This is a genomic window from Hydrogenophaga sp. (genome assembly GCF_018780075.1).
In the GTDB taxonomy this organism is placed as follows: Bacteria; Pseudomonadota; Gammaproteobacteria; order Burkholderiales; family Burkholderiaceae_C; genus Hydrogenophaga.
Map to the genome: position 1 here is coordinate 1 of NZ_JADMKB010000071.1, position 17,492 is coordinate 17,492.

Sequence of the window (17,492 nt, forward strand, 5' to 3'; positions counted from 1 at the left end):
GGATGGGCACGAAGTCCACGTCGTAGATCGAGAACTCCTTGTAGCGGTCCACGAAATAGATGCGGCTGCCGCCCGCGCCGTGGATGGCGGGAATGTTCAGCTCCATCACCTCGGCGTGCGTGGGCACCGCCCAGGCGCCACGCTCCAGCACGTAGTGGTAGGCGGCGCGCGCATCGCGCACACGCAGTGCCATGGCCGAGATCGAGGGCACGTCGCTGCCGTGGCCCGCACCCTGTGCGTCGCTGGGGTGGGCGTTGACGACGATGTTGAGTTCGCCCTGGCGGTACAGCAGCACCTCGCGCGAGCGGTGTCGCGCCACCGGGCGGAAGCCCATCATCTCCAGCACCTGGCCCAGCGCCTGTGGCTTGGTGGTGGCGTATTCGATGAACTCGATGCCGTCCAGGCCCAGCGGGTTGGCGGCGTCGCTGAACGAGGCTTGCAGGGGTTCGCGGGTGTCGGGGGTGTTGAGCAGCAGGTCACTCATGAATGGTCTCCGTGGGGCGGGCGGTGCCGGCGCGGCGGGCCCGGAAATGCACTGCGTGCACTGTAGAGGTTTCGGCCGGCCGGGGACGGGAACGCGAGACTGGAACCGGTCGATAATCGCACGCGATCACATGCTGATCGCACGATATCAGGGTTTTCGAGACCCGCTCACCCCCTTTTCCCCTGCGCCCCATGAAAGACCCCGCCGTGTCACTCGCGACCCCCGCCCCCGGCCAGACCCCGCTCGAAAAACGCGACTGGATCGCCGGCCTGGAAAAAGGCCTGGCGGTGATCGAGGCCTTCGACGACCAGCACCCTCGCCTGACGGCCAGCCAGGCCGGCGCGCGCTGCGGCCTCACGCGCACCGCCGCGCGCCGCTACCTGCTGACGCTCGCGCACCTGGGCTACGTGGGCAGCGACGGCAAGCTGTTCTGGCTCACGCCGCGCATCCTGCGGCTGGGCCACGCCTACCTCGAATCGGCCCGGCTGCCCCGGCTGGTGCAGCCCTACCTGCAGCGCATCGCGGGTGGCACGCAAGAGATCGCGTACCTCGGCGTGATCGATGGCGACGACACGGTGTACATCGCGCGCAGCGGCGCGCAGCGCCACATGAACGCGGGCTACATGCTGGGCTCGCGCGTGCCGGCGCAGGTGACGGCCGCGGGCATGGCGATTCTCTCGGCCCAGGGCGAAGACAGCTCGGACACCTGGCTGGAGCGGCACACGCTGCGCGCCTTCACCTCGTTCACCATTTCCAGCAAGGACCAGCTGCGCGGCGAACTCCAGCGCCACCGGCGCCAGGGCTGGGTGCTGTCGGAACAGCAGCTGGAGTTGAACTACCGGGGCATCGCCGTGCCCCTGCTCGACCGCAACAACGAGGTGCACGGCGCGATCAGCATCACCATGCCGATCAACCAGGAGAGCAGCGAAGACGCCACCAAGCGCGTGCTGCCCGTGCTGCAGGAAGCCGCAAGAGGCCTGAGGCCCCTGCTGTAACCCGGTGCCGGAGCGCGACCCCGACGCATGAAGCAGTGCCACCAAGGGCACTGCCGGGCCGGCTCCGCCAGACGGCCAGTGCGCCTTGCAGGCCGCAGCCTCGCCAGAGACGAGGCTTCTTGGGGCCGTCCAAGCCTGCGCAGGCAGGCTGGGAGCCGCGGCCCTCAGCCCCAGGGGGTCGCGCGCAGCGCGGCGGGGGTGGTCCCTTCAATACCCCCGTGCCCGGTCGACAGCGTGCACCGGGGCCAGCCCGGCCAGCACGCGCGCCGTGTCGCCCACGATCTGCCGGGCCATGGCCTCGGGCGACACCGACGAGGCCATGTGGGGCGTCACCAGCAGGCGCGGCGTGTGCCACAGCGGGTGCACCGGCGGCAGTGGCTCGTGTTCGAACACGTCGAGCACCGCGCCACCCAGCTGCCCCCGCTCCAGCGCTTCCAGCAGGTCGGGCAGCACCACCTGTTCGCCGCGCCCGCAGTTGATGAAGGCCGCGCCGGGCTTGAGGCGGGCAAACCAGCGCGCATTGCACAGGCCGCGCGTGTGTTCGGTCAGGGGCAGCAGCGAGACCACGATGTCCAGCGGGCGCAGGAAGTCCTCCAGCTGCACATCGCCGGCCCAGGTGCGCACGCCCTCGATGGCGTGCCCGCGGCGCGACCAGCCGTGCACCTCGAACCCGTGCCCGGCGAGGCAACGCGCCACCTCGGCGCCCATGGTGCCCAGGCCCATCACGCCCACGCGGGTCTGCGCCGCAGGCCGCTGCGGCGGCATGCGCCAGACACCGCGTGGCTGCTGTTGCTGCACCCGGTCCAGCCCGCGGTGGTAGTACAGCGCGGCCCAGAGCACGAACTCGGCCATGCCGCGCGCCTGCTGCTCGTCGACGATGCGGGTGACGGGAACACCGGCGGGCAGGCCCGGGTCGCGCAGCACGTGTTCGGCCCCGGCGCCGATGGAGGCGATCAGGCGCAGGCCGGGCAGCGCGGCGGGCAGGCCCAGCGGCGCGAACCAGCTCGCCAGCGCCACCACCTCGGCCGCCCCGGCGGCCACTTCAGGCCAGAGCGCCACGCGCAGGCCGGGGCACCGCTCGGCCGCCGCCTGCTCGAAGGCCGGCCGCAGATCGCCCAGGTCGTCGGTCTCGCTGCAGAGCAGCAGCGTGGGCGCGGCGCTCAACGCTGGTAGCCCGGGTCCACCCGGTCCAGTTCGCGCAACCAGGCGGCCCACACCAGCGCGCGTTCGTGCTCCACGCGCCGAAACTGCTGGCGCGCATGGGCGCTGACGGCGGGCGCGATGCGCGTCACCGGTCCGGCCAGGCCGGCCAGCTGCGCAGCCGCGAGCTGGATCTCGCAGGCGCGGTTGAGGTAGAACATGATGCAGAAGGCATCGGCCACCGTGGGGCCGACGCTGAGCAGCCCGTGGTGCCGCAGGATCAGCGCCATGTGGTCGCCCAGCGCGGCCTGGATGCGCGCACGCTCCTCGTGGTTGAAGGCCACGCCCTCGTAGGGGTGGTAGCCCACCGACTGGTAGAACTCGGCCGAGATCTGGTTGAGCTGCAGCAGGCCCTGCTCGCAGGCGGCCACGGCCATGCCGGCCAGCGTGTGGGTGTGGATGACGCAGTGCGCGTCGTCGCGCGCCATGTGCACCGCGCTGTGGATGGTAAAGCCGGCCGGGTTGTAGCGGGCGTCGCCATTCACGATGTGCCCCTCCAGGTCCACCACGATCAGGTCGCTCGCGCAGACCTCGTTGAACATCAGCCCGAAGGGATTGAGCAGGAAGCGCTCGCCCGCGCCGGGCAGGCGCACGGAGAAGTGGGTGTAGAGCGTGTCGTCCCAGCCGAAGCGGGCGGCCAGGCGGTAGGCGGCGGCGAGGTCGCGGCGCAGGGTTTTTTCGTCGGCGGCGCGCAGGGTGGCAGCGGGCATGGGTTCTCCGGGTTCAGGGGGTCAGTTGCATGAAGCGGCGCACGCGCTCGACCGCTTCGTCGGCGCTGTCGCTCTGGCGCAGGCGCTCGGGCGTCACGTCCACCTGCAGCAGGCCGTTTTCCATGAACACGATGCGGTCGGAGATCTGCAGCGCGAACTCCATCTCGTGCGTGACGATGAGCATGGTCATGCCCTCGGCCGCCAGGTCCTGGATGACCTTGAGCACGTCGCCCACCAGCTCGGGGTCGAGCGCCGAGGTCGGTTCGTCGAACAGCATCACGTCCGGCCGCAAGGCCAGCGCGCGCGCAATCGCCACGCGCTGCTGCTGCCCGCCCGAGAGCTGGTGCGGGTACTTGTGCAGGTGGGCCAGCAGGCCGACCTTGTCGAGCAGGCGCAACGCGGTGGCGTGCTGATCGGCCGCGCTGCCCTGCCCGTGCAGACCGGGCGCCAGCAGGATGTTCTGCTGCACCGTGAGGTGCGGGAACAGGTTGAAGCCCTGGAACACCATGCCGATGCGGCGGATGCCCTGGCGCACGCGCGCCGCGTCCTGCGGCGCAGCGCCCTGCAGATAGCTCTCGCCAAACAGCACGATCTCGCCACGGTCCAGGCGCTCGAGGGCGTTGACGGTGCGGATCAGCGAGGTCTTGCCCGAGCCCGAGGGGCCGATGATGCTGATCACGTCGCCTGCGCCCACCGTCAGGTTCACGCCTTTGAGCACGGCGTGCGAGCCGTAGGCCTTGTGGATGTTCTGCAGTTCCAGCGCCGGCGGCGCCCCGTGGCCGCGCACGGCGGGCGCGACCACCGGGGCGCTGCCCAGGCCCTGGCGCAGGCCGGCCAGCGCCGGTTCGGCCAGCGCCTCGGGCTGGCGGCGGGCCAGGTCGAGCCGGCGTTCCAGCGCACCGAGCACGGCGCCGAACACGGTGACGATGGCCACGTAATACACCGCCACGGCGAGCAGGGTTTCGAGGATGAGGAAGTTCTGCGTGTACAGCCGCTGGCCGGTCAGCAGCAGCTCGGGCAGGGAGATCACCGACACCAGGGAGGTGAGCTTGATGATGGTGACGAATTCGTTGATGAGCGAGGGCAGCGCGATGCGGAAGGCCTGCGGCAGCACGATGCGCACCTGGGTGGCGAACCAGCCCAGGCCCAGCGCATGGGCCGCCTCGCGCTGGCCCTTGACCACCGACAGCAGGCCGCCGCGGTGGATCTCGGCCATGTACGCGGCCTCGGTCATCACCATGCCGACCAGGCCGGCGAGGAACGGGATGCCCAGCACCACCCCGGTGGCCGGGAAGATCTGCGGCAGGTTGTAGACGAACACCAGCAGCACCAGCAGCGGCACGCTGCGGAAGAACCAGATGTAGGCGCGTGCCGGCCAGCGCAGCCAGGGCAGGCGCGAGGCGTCGGCCTGCGCCAGGCCGAAACCCAGCACCAGCCCGAACAGCCAGGAGAGCGAGCCCAGCGCGATCACCATCGCACTGGCCCGGTAGAACGCCCCCATGGAGAAGAGGGAGAAGAAGTAGGTCCAGTCCAGTTCCATGGGCGGCGTCCTCAGGCGTGGCGAAGCGGCGGCTTACTTGACGGGCGTGAGCTCGTACTTCTTGATCAGCGCGTCGTATTCGCCGGTCTTGCGGATCGCGGCCATCGCGGTCTCGAACGACTGCCTGAGCGCCGTGTTGCCCTTCTTGACGTAGATGCCCAGGGTCTGCGGGTAGACCAGGTCGGGCGAGCTGATCGCCACGCGGCCCTTGGTCTTCTCCACGATCATCTTGGCGGCGCCCGCGATCTCCAGCTGGGCGTCGACGTTGCGCGACATCATGGCCTGCGAGACCTCGGGGGCGGTCGGGAACTCCATCACCGTGATGGCGCCCTTGCCGGCGGTCTTGCAGTGCTCGTCGGACAGGGTCTTGAGCAGCTTGACCCAGGAGGTGCCGGCCTGCAGGCCCACCTTCAGGCCGCACAGGTCCTTCTCGGTCTTGGGCTGGGCCTTGCTGTCCTTGGCCACCATGATCAGGGCACCGGTGCTGGCGTAGGGGATCGCATCGGCCTGGGCCAGGCGCTCGGGCGTGACGTAGAGGCCGGAGACCACGGCGTCGTGCTGACCGGCGGCCAGGCCGGGGATCAGGCCGACGAACTTGGTGTCGGTCAGCGCGGGCTTGAGCTTCATCTCGCGCGTCAGCAGCGCGGTGAGGTCGGGGTCGAAGCCGACGATCTTGTCGCCGTCGTAGGACTCGAAGGGCGGGTAGGTGGCTTCCAGGCCGACCTTGAGCACGCCGGGCGCCATGGTCTGCGCCTGGGCGCCGGCGAGGCAGCCGACACCGACCAGGGTGGCCAGCGCGGTGCGGGAGATGGAACGGGTCAGTGGGGACATGGCAAGGACTCCTGTGAGGAAGGGAACAGACAAGGGAAGGCAGGGAACGCGGAATGGGAAACGGGATCGGATCAGGGCGCGGTGGCCGCATCGGCCGGTGCACTGGCCAGGGTCTTGAACTGGCCGAAGCTGGTGGTGCCGCGGGCGTGGGCGGGCAGCTGCAGTTCGCCGCGGGCCACCTTCTCGCGCAGGTAGCGGTAGGTCTGCAGGGCCATGCTCCACATGTGTTCGCCGATGGTGATGGACTCGTACTGCGCGGCCTTGCTGCCGTCCGGGTCGAAGGCCGGCAGTGGCTGGATGCGGGTGGCGTAGTCGCAGGCGAAGAACAGCGGGAACGAGTAGCGCTCGTGCCGCACCTTGCGCACGCGGTGGGTGGTGGCGACGAAGGCGCCGGCGCTCATCACCTCCAGCATGTCGCCCACGTTGATGACGTACAGCTCTTCGCCGTCGGCGGTGAGCGGCGGCGCATCGACCCAGGTGCCCTGGTCGTTGAGCACCTCCAGCCCGGCCTGGTCGGCCAGCAGCAGGGTGAAACACTCGTAGTCGGTGTGGGCGCCGATGCCGGGCGTGTCTTCGGCCGCCGCGTCCACCGGGTAGTGGATCAGGCGCAGCTTGGACGGCGGGCAGGTCACGTAGGGGTCGAACGCGTCCTCGGGCTGGCCCAGGGCCAGGGCGAAGCCGCCCATGAGCTGGCGGCCGAGCGCGAAGATGCTGGCGTAGTAGGTCGCCACGTCGTTGCGGAAGCCCGGCAGCTCTGGCCACTTGTTGCCACCGATCAGGGGCTGGCCGGCCACCACGAAGGGGTGGTCATCGGCCGCCTCGAAGCCGATGTCGTAGGCCTCCTTGTGGTCGGGCTTGCCGGTGCCGTAGATCTCTTCGCCCTCGGGCACGAAGCCCTTGTGGCCCCGGCCGAGGCCGATGTGGTGGCCCATCTTCCAGGCCAGGTCCTGCGCGAACAGCTGGCGGGCGGCACGGCGCAGGCCTTCAATGTGGGCGGCCGGGATGCCGTGGCCCTTGACGTAGAAAAAGCCGACGTGGCGCGCGGCGTGGCCCAGTTGCTCGGCCACGGCCTGGCGGTCGGCCAGCTGTTCGCTGAACAGGCCACGGATGTCGATGATGGGCAGGGAGTCGAAGTTGGCGGTCGAGGGCATGGCGGGAACCCGGTCAAGAAGAAGCAGGTGAAGAAGCGGTGGCGGTGGACGACTGCCAGCGCGCGAAGTGCTCGGCCTCGGTGCGGGTCATCCACTGGTTGAGCGACCAGACGTCGGCGACGGGCGCCTGGGTGAAGGGCAGCAGGTGCGTGTAGCCGTCGGGGCCGAACTCGGGCGTGAGCGTGGTCACCGCCTGGCCGCGGGCCCGCTGCGCGGCCCAGACCCGCTCCCATACGCTCTGGTGAAACGCCAGGCTGCGCGCGTACTCGGGCGCGGCCGGGTGCGGCACTTGCGGCCCCTGGTCGTAGCCCACGCGCGCCTGCACGTGATGCACGCGCTCAATGAAGGGCGTGAGGTCGTCGGCTGGGTCGTCCAGCAGGCGTTCGCACACCACCACCCAGTGGCTGATGTCGGCGGTGAAGCGCAGCTGCGGCAGCTGGGCGATCACGTCCAGCGTGACCCAGGGGCTGTAGAGCGAGGTGGCGCGGTGGATTTCAAAGCTGCACACCACCCCGGCCGCGTCGGCCAGAGCCTGCGCGCGGCCAAAGAACGCCACCTGCTGGGCCAGCGGCCAGCGGTCGTTGCCGGGCAGCACGTTGAGAAAGCGTGCGCCCACGGCCTGCGCCGCGGCGATGGAGCGCTCCAGCCGGTCCCAGTGCTGCGCCAGCGTCCAGCCCTGGTGCGGCACCACGTCACCGCCGGTGAACACCACGGCGATGTAGGCCAGGTCTTCCTGCTGCAGGCTCTGGCGCAGCGCGCGCTGGGCGTAGGGGTCGGTCGGCAGGCGCGCCTCCACCCCCACGCAGCCGATCTGGCGCAGCTCGGCCGCGCAGCGGGCCCAGTCGCCCTGCCAGCCCCAGAGGGAACGGAACAGGTCCAGCCTCATGCGGCGCTCCGGGCCGCGGGCAGGCGGCCGAGCCGGGCGTGCGCATCGGCCAGCAGGCACAGCAACTCGAAGGCCATGGTGGCGCCCACCAGCGCGGTGACCCCGCCCACGTCGAAGGGCGGGCTCACCTCCACCACGTCGGCGCCGATCAGGTTCAGCCCCTGCAGGCCGCGCACCAGGTGCTGGGCCTGCAGCGTGCTCATGCCGCCAATCTCGGGCGTGCCGGTGCCGGGGGCGTAGCAGGGGTCGAGGCAGTCAACGTCGAAGCTGATGTAGGTGGGCGCGTCGCCGACGATGGCGCGCGCCTCGGCCAGCAGGTCCTCGTTGCTGCGGGCGGCGACCTCTTCCATCTGGATCACGCGAATGCCCACGGCCTGGGCGAAGTCCAGGTCGGCCGGGTCATAGACCGAGCCACGCACGCCGATCTGCACCGTGCGCTTCGGGTCGAGAAGGCCCTCTTCCACCGCGCGGCGGAACGGCGTGCCGTGGGTGTAGCGCTGGCCGCCGAAATAGCTGTCGTTGGTGTCGGAGTGGGCGTCGAAATGCACCATGCCGACCGCGCCGCCGTGGGCGATGCCGCGGAACACCGGCAGCGTGACCAGGTGGTCGCCACCCACCGAGAGTGGACGCACGCCAGCCGCGTGCACCCGGCGGTAGAAGGCGTCGATCAGGTCCAGGCCGAGCATCAGGTCCATGGGCGGCAGGGCCACGTCGCCCAGGTCGGCGACCCGCGCCAGGTCGTAGGGCGCGATGCGGCTGACGTGGTGCACCTTGCGCATGAGCGACGACTGGTTGCGCACCTCGCGCGGGCCGTGGCGCGCGCCGGCGCGGTTGGTGGTGCCGGCGTCCCAGGGCACGCCGATCAGGCCGATGTCGACCGCGTCCAACCGATCCGGGTCGACCATGGGCAGGCGCATGAAGGTGGGCAGGCCGGCGTAACGCGGCACCTGGGCGGCGTCCTGCGGCTGGGGGAATCGGTGTTCAGAGGTCATGTCGGTGTTTCAGAGGTGGATGCCAGCGATGTCTTCGACCAGGGGCACCGAGGAACCGGCTTCGCCGGGCCTCAGGTGCCGTCCCCCTGCCCAGCGCCGCAGGCGCGCCAGAGCGGGGGGAAGCGGCGCAGCCGCGCAGGGGGGTGTCATCGGTGCGGAACACCCGGCAGCACGCAGAGCATTTCGTAGAGCAGGTTGGCGGCCAGCTGCGCCGTGTTGCCGCTGACGTCGTAGGGCGGAGAGACCTCGACCAGATCGCCACCGATCAGCGGCAGGCCGCGGCAGCCGCGCACGATCTCCAGCGCCTGGATGCTGGTGAGGCCGCCCACCTCGGGCGTGCCGGTGCCGGGCGCCCAGGCGGGGTCGATGCCGTCGATGTCGAAGCTCAGGTAGACCGGGCCGCCGGCCACGATCTGGCGCACCTCGTCCATGAGCGGCGCGAGCGAGCGGTGCCAGCACTGCTCGGCGGTGAACAGGCGAAAGCCCTGGTCCACGCCCCACTGGAAGTCGCCGCTGGTGTAGCCCTGGGCGCGCTGACCGATCTGCACCACGCGCCGGCAGTCCAGCAGGCCCTCTTCCACCGCGCGGCGGAAGGTGGTGCCGTGGGCGATCTTCTCGCCGAACATGTGATCGTTGGTGTCGGTGTGGGCGTCCACATGGATCAACCCCACCGGGCCGTGCTTCTTGACCAGCGCGCGCAGGATGGGCAGCGTGATCGTGTGGTCGCCACCCAGCGTCAGCGGCACCACGCGGTGCGGCAGCAGGCGCTCGTAATAGGCCTGGATGATCTGAACCGAGGCCAGCAGGTTGTAGGTGTTGATGGGCACGTCGCCCAGGTCGGCCACCTGCAGGGCGTCGAACGGCGCCGCGCCCGTGGCCATGTTGTAAGGCCGGATCATCACCGACTCGTTGCGGATGCTGCGCGGCCCGAAACGGGTGCCGGCGCGCAGCGAGGTGCCGATGTCCAGCGGCACGCCGATGAAGGCCACGTCCAGGTCCGCCGGGTCGTCGGCCGACGGCAGCCGCAGCATGGTGCCGCGCCCGGCGAAGCGTGGCATCTCGTTGCCACCTTGTGGCTGGTTCAGGGACGGGGGCAGGTCGATGGGGTTCATGGCGGGGGCATCACATGGCGTTGACCGCATTCTTGAACCGGGCGCTGGCACGACAAATGCTCAGAACCAAATACTCAGTTCAGAAAAATCACAACCAATCCAGCCCCATGTCCACCCCGCCCGATTTCAAGCTGCTGCGCATCTTTGTGTGCGTCGCGCGCCACCAGGGTTTTGCCAAGGCCCAGCAGGAACTCAACCTCACCACCTCGGCCATCAGCACCTACATGGGGCAGCTGGAGACCCGGCTCGGCTTCAAGCTCTGCGAGCGCGGGCGCGGCGGCTTTTCGCTCACGGAACGGGGCGAACGCCTGCTGACCGAAACCCAGCGGCTGCTGGGTGAGCTCGACGGCTTCGGCGCCTACGCCGCGTCGCTCAAGGGCGATCTGCAGGGCACCCTCAAGCTCGGGGTGCTGGACTCCACCGTGACCGACCCCACCCTGCCCCTGCCCGACGCCATCGGGGTGTTCTGCCAGCGCTACCCGGCGGTGCACCTGAGCCTGTTCGTGAAGAGCCCCTACGAGCTGCAGGAGGGGGTGCTGAACAACGAGCTGGACCTGGCGATGGGCTTTTTCCCCACGCGCCCGCCGGGCCTGGTGTTCCAGCCGCTCTACCGGGAACAGCAGTGGCTCTATTGCAGCGACCGCCACCCGATGTACGGCCAGCGGCAGATCCCGGAAGCGCTGGTGTCGGACCTCAACATGGTGCGCCGCAGCTACTGGAGCCAGACCGAACTGGGCCGCCACGGCTTCAAGCACAGCGTGGCCACGGTGGAAAGCATGGAGGCCCAGCTGATCCTGATCCTCTCGGGTGGTTACGTCGGCTACCTGCCCGAGCACTACGCCCAGCCCTGGGTGGACCAGGCCCGGCTGCGCGTGCTGCTGCCCGCCGCGTTCGGCTACCAATCGCAGTTCATGCTGGCCACGCGGCGCGGACGCGGGCGCGAGGCCCCGATCCAGGTGATGAAGGAGCTGCTGCTGCGCAAGATGCGCGGCTGAGCGCCGGCCCCGTGGGGGCGCTCAGCTCAGGGGGCGTGGTGCGCCAGCGCGCGCAGCCGCAACGCGCAGCCGGTCGCCACCAGCGCGCAGACGGCCGAGAGCCAGAACACGCTGGCCAGGCCGAAGGCCGAACTCAGCACCCCGCCGCCCAGCCCGCCGATCACCCCCGGAAAGCCGTAGCCCACCACGGTGTAGAGCGCCTGCCCGCGCCCGCGCAGCCGGCCCGGGAAGTGGTGCGAGAGCAAGGCGATGCACACCGTGTGGTGCGCGGCGAAGGTGATGGCGTGCAGCGCCTGCGCGGCCAGCAGCAGCGGCCACAGCAGCGGCAACCCGGCGGTGAGCCCCATGCGCAGCACCATGAGGGCGGACGCGAGCACCAGCCAGCCGGTGAGCGAAAGCAGCGGCAGCCAGCGCCCCTGGCTGAAGAACCAGCCGATCTCGATCAGCACCGACACCGCCCACAGCAGGCCGATCACGGTCTTGCTGTAGCCCAGGCTGTCGAGGTAGAGCGAGAAGAAGACGTAGATGAAGATGTGCGCGAGCACGTGGAAGAACACCGCCGCGAAGAACCAGCGCACCGGTGGCTGGCGCAGCAGCGGCCAGACCGTCGGGTGGTCCTCGTCGTGGTACACGGCCTCCTTGTGGTCGGGCAGCGACCAGACGCTCACCACCACCGCGATCAGCGTGACCAGCGTCCAGGCCGGGAAGTGCCCCATGCCGAAGCGCTCGAACCACCAGCCCGCCACCATCACGGTGAAGAGGAACCCCAGCGAGCCCCAGAGCCGCACGCGGCCATAGCGCTTCGCGTCAAACGCGCCGCCCTGGCTCACCAGGTGGGCCAGGGCGGCCTCGCTCATGGGCATCATGGCGCTGGTGTGGGTGAACATGAGCAGCAGCACGATGAACAGCGCCACGCCCCCGAGCGGGAACCACAGCCCGACGGACAGCAGCAGCGCCACCGTGGCGCCGTAGCGCAGCAGCTTCACGCGCTCGCCCGTGCGGTCCGACAGCGTGCCCCAGGCGTAGGGCGCGAACAGGCGCGTGGCCGACTGCACCGAGGTCAGCACGCTGATCGCGATCAGGCCGAAGCCCAGCTCCTTCAGCCAGAGCGGCAGGTAGGGGTTGAAGAAGCCGATGTGGGCGAAGTAGCTCGCGGACAGGGCGGCGAAAGGCAGAAGCTGTTTTCTCTGGCTCACAGCCAACCCCGTTCGCCCTGAGCGTGTCGAAGGGCTCGCGAGGGCTTCGACAGGCTCAGCCCGAACGGAAAAGCCATCACGCGCGCGATGCGGCAGCGATGTCCGGTGTCTCGACCTTCACATCGCCGCACTGCGCGCGGTGGCGCAGCGCGTGGTCCATCACCACCAGCGCGAGCAGCGCTTCCATGATGGGCGCGGCGCGGATGCCGACGCAGGGGTCGTGGCGGCCCTTGGTGATCACCTCTGTCGGCGCGCCCGCCACGTCGATCGAATCGCGCGGCACCAGGATGGAGCTGGTGGGCTTGATGGCGATGGACACGTCCAGGTCCTGCCCGGTGCTGATGCCGCCGAGCACACCGCCCGACTTGTTGCCCACAAAACCTTCGGGGGTGAGCGAGTCGCCATGCGTGCTGCCCCGGTCGGTCACGCTCGCAAAACCGGCACCGATCTCCACGCCCTTAACGGCGTTCAGGCCCATCATGGCGTAGGCGATGTCGGCGTCGAGCTTGTCGTACAGCGGCTGGCCCAGGCCCACCGGCATGTTCTTCGCCACCACGCGCAGGCGCGCGCCGCAGGAGTCGCCGCTCTTGCGCAGTTCGTTCATGAAGGTTTCGATGGCCGACACGTCGGCCACCGGTGCGAAGAACGGGTTGTGGGGCACGTGCTCCCAGCTCTCGAAACCAACCGCCACGTCGCCCACCTGCGTCATGCAGGCGTGGAAGGTGGTGCCGTACTTGTCTTTCAGCCACTTCTTGGCCACGGCGCCGGCGGCCACGGTGGGCGCGGTCAGGCGGGCCGAGCTGCGGCCACCGCCGCGCGGGTCGCGGATGCCGAACTTCTGCCAGTAGGTGTAGTCGGCGTGGCCCGGGCGGAAGGTCTGCAGGATGTTGCCGTAGTCCTTGCTGCGCTGGTCGGTGTTGCGGATCAGCAGGGCAATCGGCGTGCCGGTGGTCTGGCCTTCGTACACGCCGCTGAGAATCTCGACCGCATCGGGCTCGTTGCGCTGGGTCACGAACTTGCTGGTGCCGGGCCGGCGGCGGTCCAGATCGAACTGGATGTCGGCCTCGGTCAGCGGCATGCCGGGCGGGCAGCCGTCGATCACGCAGCCGATGGCCGGGCCGTGGGATTCACCGAAGTTGGTGACGCAAAACAGGGTGCCGAAGGTGTTGCCGCTCATGCATCGGATTATCGCCGAGGCACCTTCCTGTGCCCTTGTGGCCTCAAGTTCTGCTGGCGCCTGCCGAAAAGGCCTCAGGGGCTTTGCGGCCCTTCGTTCCACCGCCACCATTGCTCAGCCCAGACACCATGACCCCACGCACCCTGCTTGTCTCCGCCCTGCTGTCCCTCACCCTGCCGGTCGCGCTGGCCCAGCCAGTGGCCGGCACGCAGCCCTCGCGCGCCATCGCGGGCCAGTACATCGTCGTCTTCAAGGACAAGGTCAGCGACGCCCCGGGCCTTGGACGCCAGCTGGCGACCCAACTGGGCGGTCAGTACCTGCATGGCTACAGCCACACCATCAGGGGTTTTTCGCTGCGCCTGCCCGCCCGGGCCGCCAGCGCGGCCGTGGCAGCCCTGCAGAAAAACCCCAACGTGGCCTATGTCGAGTCCGATGCCACGGTGTCGATGACCGAGACGCTGACCAGCCCGGCGCTGGCCCAGAACAGCGCCACCTGGGGCCTGGACCGCATCGACCAGGTCGACCGCCCGCTGAGCAGCCAGTACCTCTACCAGTACCAGGGCGCCGGCGTGTACGCCTTCGTGCTGGACACCGGCATTCTGGCGAGCCATCAGGACTTCGGCGGACGGGTGCAGGCCGGCACCGGCTTCATCAGCGACGGCCGCGGCAGCACCGACTGCAACGGCCACGGCACCCACGTGGCCGGCACCGTCGGCGGCGGCCAGTGGGGGGTGGCCAAAGGCGCGACCCTGGTCCCGGTGCGGGTGCTCGACTGCAGCGGCAGCGGCACCTGGAGCGGCGTCATCGCCGGCATCGACTGGGTGGCGGCCCAGACGGCCATGCGCCCGGCCGTGGCCAACATGTCGCTCGGCGGCGCCAAGTCCAGCTCGCTGAACGCGGCGGTGGCTGCGGCCGTCGGCAAGGGCGTCACCATGGTGGTGGCCGCGGGCAATTCGAACGCCGATGCCTGCAACTATTCACCCGCCTCCGAGCCCTCGGCCATCACCGTGGGCGCGACCACCAGCGCCGACGCCCGGGCCAGCTATTCCAATTTCGGCAGTTGCCTGGACATCTTCGCGCCCGGCTCGTCCATCACCTCGGCCTGGTACACCGGCACCGCCGCGACGCAGACCATCAGCGGCACCTCGATGGCCTCGCCGCATGTCGCGGGGGTGGCTGCGCTGGCCCTGGCCGCCAACCCGGCCAGCACCCCCGACATGGTGTCCCGCTTCCTGGCCGACAACGCCTCGCTGAACAAGGTCGGCACGGCCGGTACCGGTTCGCCCAACCGGCTGGTGTTCTCGCTGGCCGCCGGCGCGCCGCAGGCACCGGTGATCCGCACCGTGTCGGTGGCGTCCATCGCGGGCAGCTCGGCCCTATCGGGCCGCAACAACTGGGTCGCCTACGCCCAGGTCAGCATCCGCGACCTGCAGGGCAGCCCGGTCTCGGGCGCCACCGTGACCGGCTCGTTTGCGCCGGGTGGCAGCACCTCCTGCGTCACCGGCAGCGCCGGCAACTGCCGCCTGGGCAGCAGCGCGCTGTCCAGGGCCAAGGTGGGCTTCACGGATTTCACGGTCAGCGGTGTTTCCGGAACCGCGCTCGTGTACGACGCCAACCAGAACACCACCACCCGCATCCGCATCGCCCGTCCGTAAACCGGGCGCGCCGGGTGCCCGGCGCATGGAACGCTTCGTGCATCGGTGAGGGTGCAGCCATCCCGCTGCCCCAAACCCGAAAGGAGCGCACCATGCTGGACAAAACAGGCACCCTTTTCTCCCACGTCAAACCCGGCGAAACCGAGTTCATTCGCGGCGGCCTGCGCGACTTCTTCCTCTACCGCGACCTGGGCATCGCCGCCGCCACACACGGCCAGGTGGTCGCGCACCTGGTGAAGGCCAACCTGCCCCCCGACGGCGGCACGGGCTGGCACATCCACGAGGCCGACTTCCAGATCGTGATCATGACCAAGGGCTGGGCCAAGTTCATGTACGAAGACCAGGTGACCCTGGTGGAAGCCGGCGACGTGGTGCACCAGCGCCCGGGCATCCGCCACTACCTGTTCGACTACTCACCCGACATGGAGTACCTGGAGATCGTCTCCCCGGCGGATTTCAAATCGGTGCCGGTGGACCCGGTGTGCGAGATTCCTCCGCCCACGCCCTGGGCTTGAGTGACCGTTCTGAAAGGCGGGCCGTGCCCGCCTTTCAGAACTCCGCGTCGAGCTCGTCGATCTCGTCAGGCTCCTCCTCAGCCGCCGCCACCCACTCTTTCACCGCCGGCAGCGCCGTGATGGCATCGCAGTAGGCGACGCAGCCCTCGTCCAGCGGCACGTCGTAGGTGATGAAGCGCATGACCACCGGCGCGAACATCGCGTCGGCGATGCAGGGTTTGGCCCCAAACAGGAACGGGCCGCCGTATTTCGCCAGGCATTCCTGCCAGATGATCTCGATGCGGTCGATGTCGGTCTGGGCCCGCGACCAGAGCTTGAAGCCCGGGAAGTGCGCCTTGATGTTCATGGGCAGTGAGGACCGCAGGGCCGAGAAACCCGAGTGCATCTCGCCGCAGATCGCGCGGCAGTGCGCGCGCGCCGCGCGGTCGGCCGGCAGCAGACCGGCCTTGGGCTTGATTTCATTGAGGTATTCGCCGATGGCGAGCGTGTCCCACACGTGCACGCCGTCGTGGTCCAGCGAGGGCACGCGCATGGAGGCCGAGAGCAGCAGCATCTCGGCCTTCATGGCGGGGTCGTCGGGCGAAATGATGTGCTCGGTGAACTCCAGCCTGGCCAGTTTGGCCATCAGCCAGCCGCGAAAGGCCCAGGCTCCGTAGTTTTTGCTGCTGATCGTGAGTACCGCTTTGGCCATGGAACACTCCTCGTTGAGGGTCTGTTGAGCAATCCCTGTGCCACCTTTGTGCACGGCGACCGCACCACCGTCGTGCACACGCGGCTGGCCCATTCCTTGCCTGCAGTCGGTATCACCCACAGGAAAGACCGTCATGCTGTATCAGGCTTACCAATTTCAGTCCGACCTGGTCTCCCCGCTGCGGCTCGCGGCGCAGCACCTGAGCGCGTCGCTGTGGCTGCAGAAAACCGAGCGCACCATGGTGCGCAAGGTGGCCGCCGCCTGCGACGTGCTCTCGCGCCTGCGCCTGACGCACTCGCGCCCGCCGTACAACATCCACTCGGTCATGGTCGGCGAACGCGAGATCCCGGTGATTGAAGAGACCGTGCTCACCCTGCCCTTCGGCACCCTGCTGCGCTTTCGCAAGGACGACCCCGGCCTGCCCGACCAACCCAAGGTCCTGCTCGCCGCGCCGCTCTCGGGCCACTTCGCCACGCTGCTGCGCGAAACCGCGCGCACCCTGCTGCAGGACCACGACGTCTACATCACCGACTGGCACAACGCCCGCGACGTCTCGCTGCTGAACGGCGGCTTCGGTCTGGACGACTACATCAGCTACCTGATGCGCTTCACGGCGGCCGTGGGCGAAGGCTGCCACATGATCGCGGTGTGCCAGCCCTGCGTGGCCGCGCTCGCCGCCACGGCCGTCATGGCCGAAGACGACCACCCGGCGCAGCCCCGCAGCCTCACGCTCATGGCCGGCCCGGTGGACTGCCGGGTCAACCCGACCGAGGTCAACAAGCTGGCCACCAGCAAGCCCATCGACTGGTTCGAGAAGAACCTGATCAGCCACGTGCCGCTTCCGCACGCGGGCTTCATGCGCCGCGTCTACCCCGGCTTCGTCCAGCTCTCGGCCTTCATCAGCATGAACCCGGAGCGCCACAAGCAGTCGTTCCGCAACATCTACGAGCACCTGGAGCACGGCCGGGTGGAAGAAGCGGCGATCATCCAGGACTTCTACGAGGAATACTTGGCGGTCAACGACCTGCCGGCCGAGTTCTACCTGGAGACCGTGGAAAAGGTGTTCCAGACCTACGACCTGCCGCGCGGCGTGCTGACCTACCAGGGCCGCACCGTGAACCCGGCGGCGATCCGCCGCACCGCGCTGATGACGGTCGAGGGCGAGCGTGACGACATCTGCTCGGTGGGCCAGACGGTGGCCGCGCAGGACCTGTGCCCGAACGTGCGCCCCTACCTCAAGACCCACCACATCCAGACCGGCGTGGGCCACTACGGCGTGTTCAGCGGGCGCCGGTGGAACCAGCAGATTTATCCGCGGGTGCGCGACATGATCCATGGCTCGATGTGACCCCCCCCTGCGCC

The 17,492-nt window shown here is 69.4% G+C and carries 16 protein-coding genes and 1 pseudogene; 5 read left to right on the forward strand and 12 right to left on the reverse strand.

What is annotated here, in order from left to right; translation table 11 throughout:
• Nucleotides 1-484: pseudogene (locus IV088_RS13590) on the reverse strand (4-hydroxyphenylpyruvate dioxygenase); the annotation flags it as partial.
• 191 nt (nt 485-675) lie between these two features.
• Here IV088_RS13590 and IV088_RS13595 point away from each other — a divergent pair.
• Nucleotides 676-1,479 (forward strand): IclR family transcriptional regulator C-terminal domain-containing protein, encoded by an 804-nt coding sequence (locus IV088_RS13595; RefSeq protein ID WP_291102841.1) that lies wholly within the window; start codon nt 676-678, stop codon nt 1,477-1,479.
• Nucleotides 1,480-1,686: 207 nt separating this feature from the next.
• Here IV088_RS13595 and IV088_RS13600 read toward each other — a convergent pair whose 3' ends face one another.
• The 8 genes from IV088_RS13600 to speB (IV088_RS13635) form a co-directional block, all read right to left on the reverse strand.
• The gene (locus IV088_RS13600; RefSeq protein ID WP_291102844.1) at nt 1,687-2,643 is read right to left on the reverse strand and encodes a glyoxylate/hydroxypyruvate reductase A; all 957 of its coding nucleotides are present in this window, start codon (nt 2,641-2,643) and stop codon (nt 1,687-1,689) included.
• Nucleotides 2,640-3,389: a class II aldolase/adducin family protein gene (locus IV088_RS13605; RefSeq protein WP_291102847.1), complete on the reverse strand. Its 750-nt coding sequence runs from the start codon at nt 3,387-3,389 to the stop codon at nt 2,640-2,642. The genes IV088_RS13600 and IV088_RS13605 overlap by 4 nt, the downstream gene beginning before the upstream one ends.
• Before the next feature lie 13 nt (nt 3,390-3,402).
• A complete protein-coding gene (locus tag IV088_RS13610) occupies nt 3,403-4,929 on the reverse strand; it encodes an amino acid ABC transporter permease/ATP-binding protein (protein WP_291102850.1) in 1,527 nt (508 codons plus the stop codon).
• Nucleotides 4,930-4,962: 33 nt separating this feature from the next.
• Nucleotides 4,963-5,760, reverse strand: coding sequence for an ABC transporter substrate-binding protein (locus IV088_RS13615; RefSeq protein ID WP_291102853.1), 798 nt, complete (start codon nt 5,758-5,760; stop codon nt 4,963-4,965).
• 71 nt (nt 5,761-5,831) lie between these two features.
• Complete coding sequence (locus tag IV088_RS13620; RefSeq protein ID WP_291102856.1) at nt 5,832-6,911, reverse strand: 2-oxoglutarate and iron-dependent oxygenase domain-containing protein; 1,080 nt, start codon at nt 6,909-6,911, stop codon at nt 5,832-5,834.
• A 13-nt stretch (nt 6,912-6,924) separates the two neighbouring features.
• Nucleotides 6,925-7,797 carry a TIM barrel protein gene (locus IV088_RS13625; protein ID WP_291102859.1) on the reverse strand — a complete coding sequence of 291 codons (873 nt, stop codon included), beginning with the start codon at nt 7,795-7,797 and terminating at the stop codon, nt 6,925-6,927.
• On the reverse strand, nt 7,794-8,789 hold the full coding sequence (speB, locus tag IV088_RS13630; protein WP_291102862.1) for an agmatinase: 996 nt from the start codon (nt 8,787-8,789) through the stop codon (nt 7,794-7,796). The genes IV088_RS13625 and speB (IV088_RS13630) overlap by 4 nt, the downstream gene beginning before the upstream one ends.
• Before the next feature lie 146 nt (nt 8,790-8,935).
• Nucleotides 8,936-9,901: an agmatinase gene (speB, locus tag IV088_RS13635; RefSeq protein WP_291102865.1), complete on the reverse strand. Its 966-nt coding sequence runs from the start codon at nt 9,899-9,901 to the stop codon at nt 8,936-8,938.
• A gap of 107 nt (nt 9,902-10,008) precedes the next feature.
• On the opposite strand from speB (IV088_RS13635), the gene IV088_RS13640 reads away from it, so the two are divergent.
• Nucleotides 10,009-10,896 carry a LysR family transcriptional regulator gene (locus IV088_RS13640; protein WP_291102868.1) on the forward strand — a complete coding sequence of 296 codons (888 nt, stop codon included), beginning with the start codon at nt 10,009-10,011 and terminating at the stop codon, nt 10,894-10,896.
• Nucleotides 10,897-10,922: 26 nt separating this feature from the next.
• Here IV088_RS13640 and IV088_RS13645 read toward each other — a convergent pair whose 3' ends face one another.
• Nucleotides 10,923-12,092, reverse strand: coding sequence for an MFS transporter (locus IV088_RS13645; protein ID WP_291102871.1), 1,170 nt, complete (start codon nt 12,090-12,092; stop codon nt 10,923-10,925).
• 76 nt (nt 12,093-12,168) lie between these two features.
• Nucleotides 12,169-13,269 carry a chorismate synthase gene (gene aroC / locus IV088_RS13650; protein WP_291102874.1) on the reverse strand — a complete coding sequence of 367 codons (1,101 nt, stop codon included), beginning with the start codon at nt 13,267-13,269 and terminating at the stop codon, nt 12,169-12,171.
• A 128-nt stretch (nt 13,270-13,397) separates the two neighbouring features.
• On the opposite strand from aroC, the gene IV088_RS13655 reads away from it, so the two are divergent.
• Nucleotides 13,398-14,924, forward strand: coding sequence for a S8 family peptidase (locus IV088_RS13655; RefSeq protein WP_291102877.1), 1,527 nt, complete (start codon nt 13,398-13,400; stop codon nt 14,922-14,924).
• Between the two features lie 92 nt (nt 14,925-15,016).
• The gene (locus IV088_RS13660) at nt 15,017-15,439 is read left to right on the forward strand and encodes a cupin domain-containing protein (protein WP_291102879.1); all 423 of its coding nucleotides are present in this window, start codon (nt 15,017-15,019) and stop codon (nt 15,437-15,439) included.
• A 34-nt stretch (nt 15,440-15,473) separates the two neighbouring features.
• Here the strand turns inward: IV088_RS13660 and IV088_RS13665 are convergent, their stop codons facing one another.
• Entirely contained in the window at nt 15,474-16,130 is a 657-nt protein-coding gene (locus tag IV088_RS13665; RefSeq protein WP_291102882.1) for a glutathione S-transferase, read from the reverse strand.
• A 133-nt stretch (nt 16,131-16,263) separates the two neighbouring features.
• Between IV088_RS13665 and IV088_RS13670 the strand changes: the two genes are divergently transcribed.
• Nucleotides 16,264-17,478, forward strand: a complete 1,215-nt coding sequence (locus IV088_RS13670; RefSeq protein WP_291102885.1) for a polyhydroxyalkanoate depolymerase — start codon at nt 16,264-16,266, stop codon at nt 17,476-17,478.
• Nucleotides 17,479-17,492 lie beyond the last annotated feature (14 nt).

Excerpts from the sequence above, each read along its gene's own strand:
- IV088_RS13610 (WP_291102850.1), bottom strand. The coding sequence starts at position 4,929 with ATGGAACTGGACTGGACCTACTTCTTCTCCCTCTTCTCCATGGGGGCG.
- IV088_RS13625 (WP_291102859.1), bottom strand. The coding sequence starts at position 7,797 with ATGAGGCTGGACCTGTTCCGTTCCCTCTGGGGCTGGCAGGGCGACTGG.
- IV088_RS13670 (WP_291102885.1), top strand. The coding sequence starts at position 16,264 with ATGCTGTATCAGGCTTACCAATTTCAGTCCGACCTGGTCTCCCCGCTG.
- IV088_RS13640 (WP_291102868.1), top strand. The coding sequence starts at position 10,009 with ATGTCCACCCCGCCCGATTTCAAGCTGCTGCGCATCTTTGTGTGCGTC.
- IV088_RS13620 (WP_291102856.1), bottom strand. The coding sequence starts at position 6,911 with ATGCCCTCGACCGCCAACTTCGACTCCCTGCCCATCATCGACATCCGT.
- IV088_RS13595 (WP_291102841.1), top strand. The coding sequence starts at position 676 with ATGAAAGACCCCGCCGTGTCACTCGCGACCCCCGCCCCCGGCCAGACC.
- aroC (WP_291102874.1), bottom strand. The coding sequence starts at position 13,269 with ATGAGCGGCAACACCTTCGGCACCCTGTTTTGCGTCACCAACTTCGGT.
- IV088_RS13605 (WP_291102847.1), bottom strand. The coding sequence starts at position 3,389 with ATGCCCGCTGCCACCCTGCGCGCCGCCGACGAAAAAACCCTGCGCCGC.
- IV088_RS13660 (WP_291102879.1), top strand. The coding sequence starts at position 15,017 with ATGCTGGACAAAACAGGCACCCTTTTCTCCCACGTCAAACCCGGCGAA.
- IV088_RS13615 (WP_291102853.1), bottom strand. The coding sequence starts at position 5,760 with ATGTCCCCACTGACCCGTTCCATCTCCCGCACCGCGCTGGCCACCCTG.
- IV088_RS13655 (WP_291102877.1), top strand. The coding sequence starts at position 13,398 with ATGACCCCACGCACCCTGCTTGTCTCCGCCCTGCTGTCCCTCACCCTG.
- speB (WP_291102862.1), bottom strand. The coding sequence starts at position 8,789 with ATGACCTCTGAACACCGATTCCCCCAGCCGCAGGACGCCGCCCAGGTG.
- IV088_RS13665 (WP_291102882.1), bottom strand. The coding sequence starts at position 16,130 with ATGGCCAAAGCGGTACTCACGATCAGCAGCAAAAACTACGGAGCCTGG.
- speB (WP_291102865.1), bottom strand. The coding sequence starts at position 9,901 with ATGAACCCCATCGACCTGCCCCCGTCCCTGAACCAGCCACAAGGTGGC.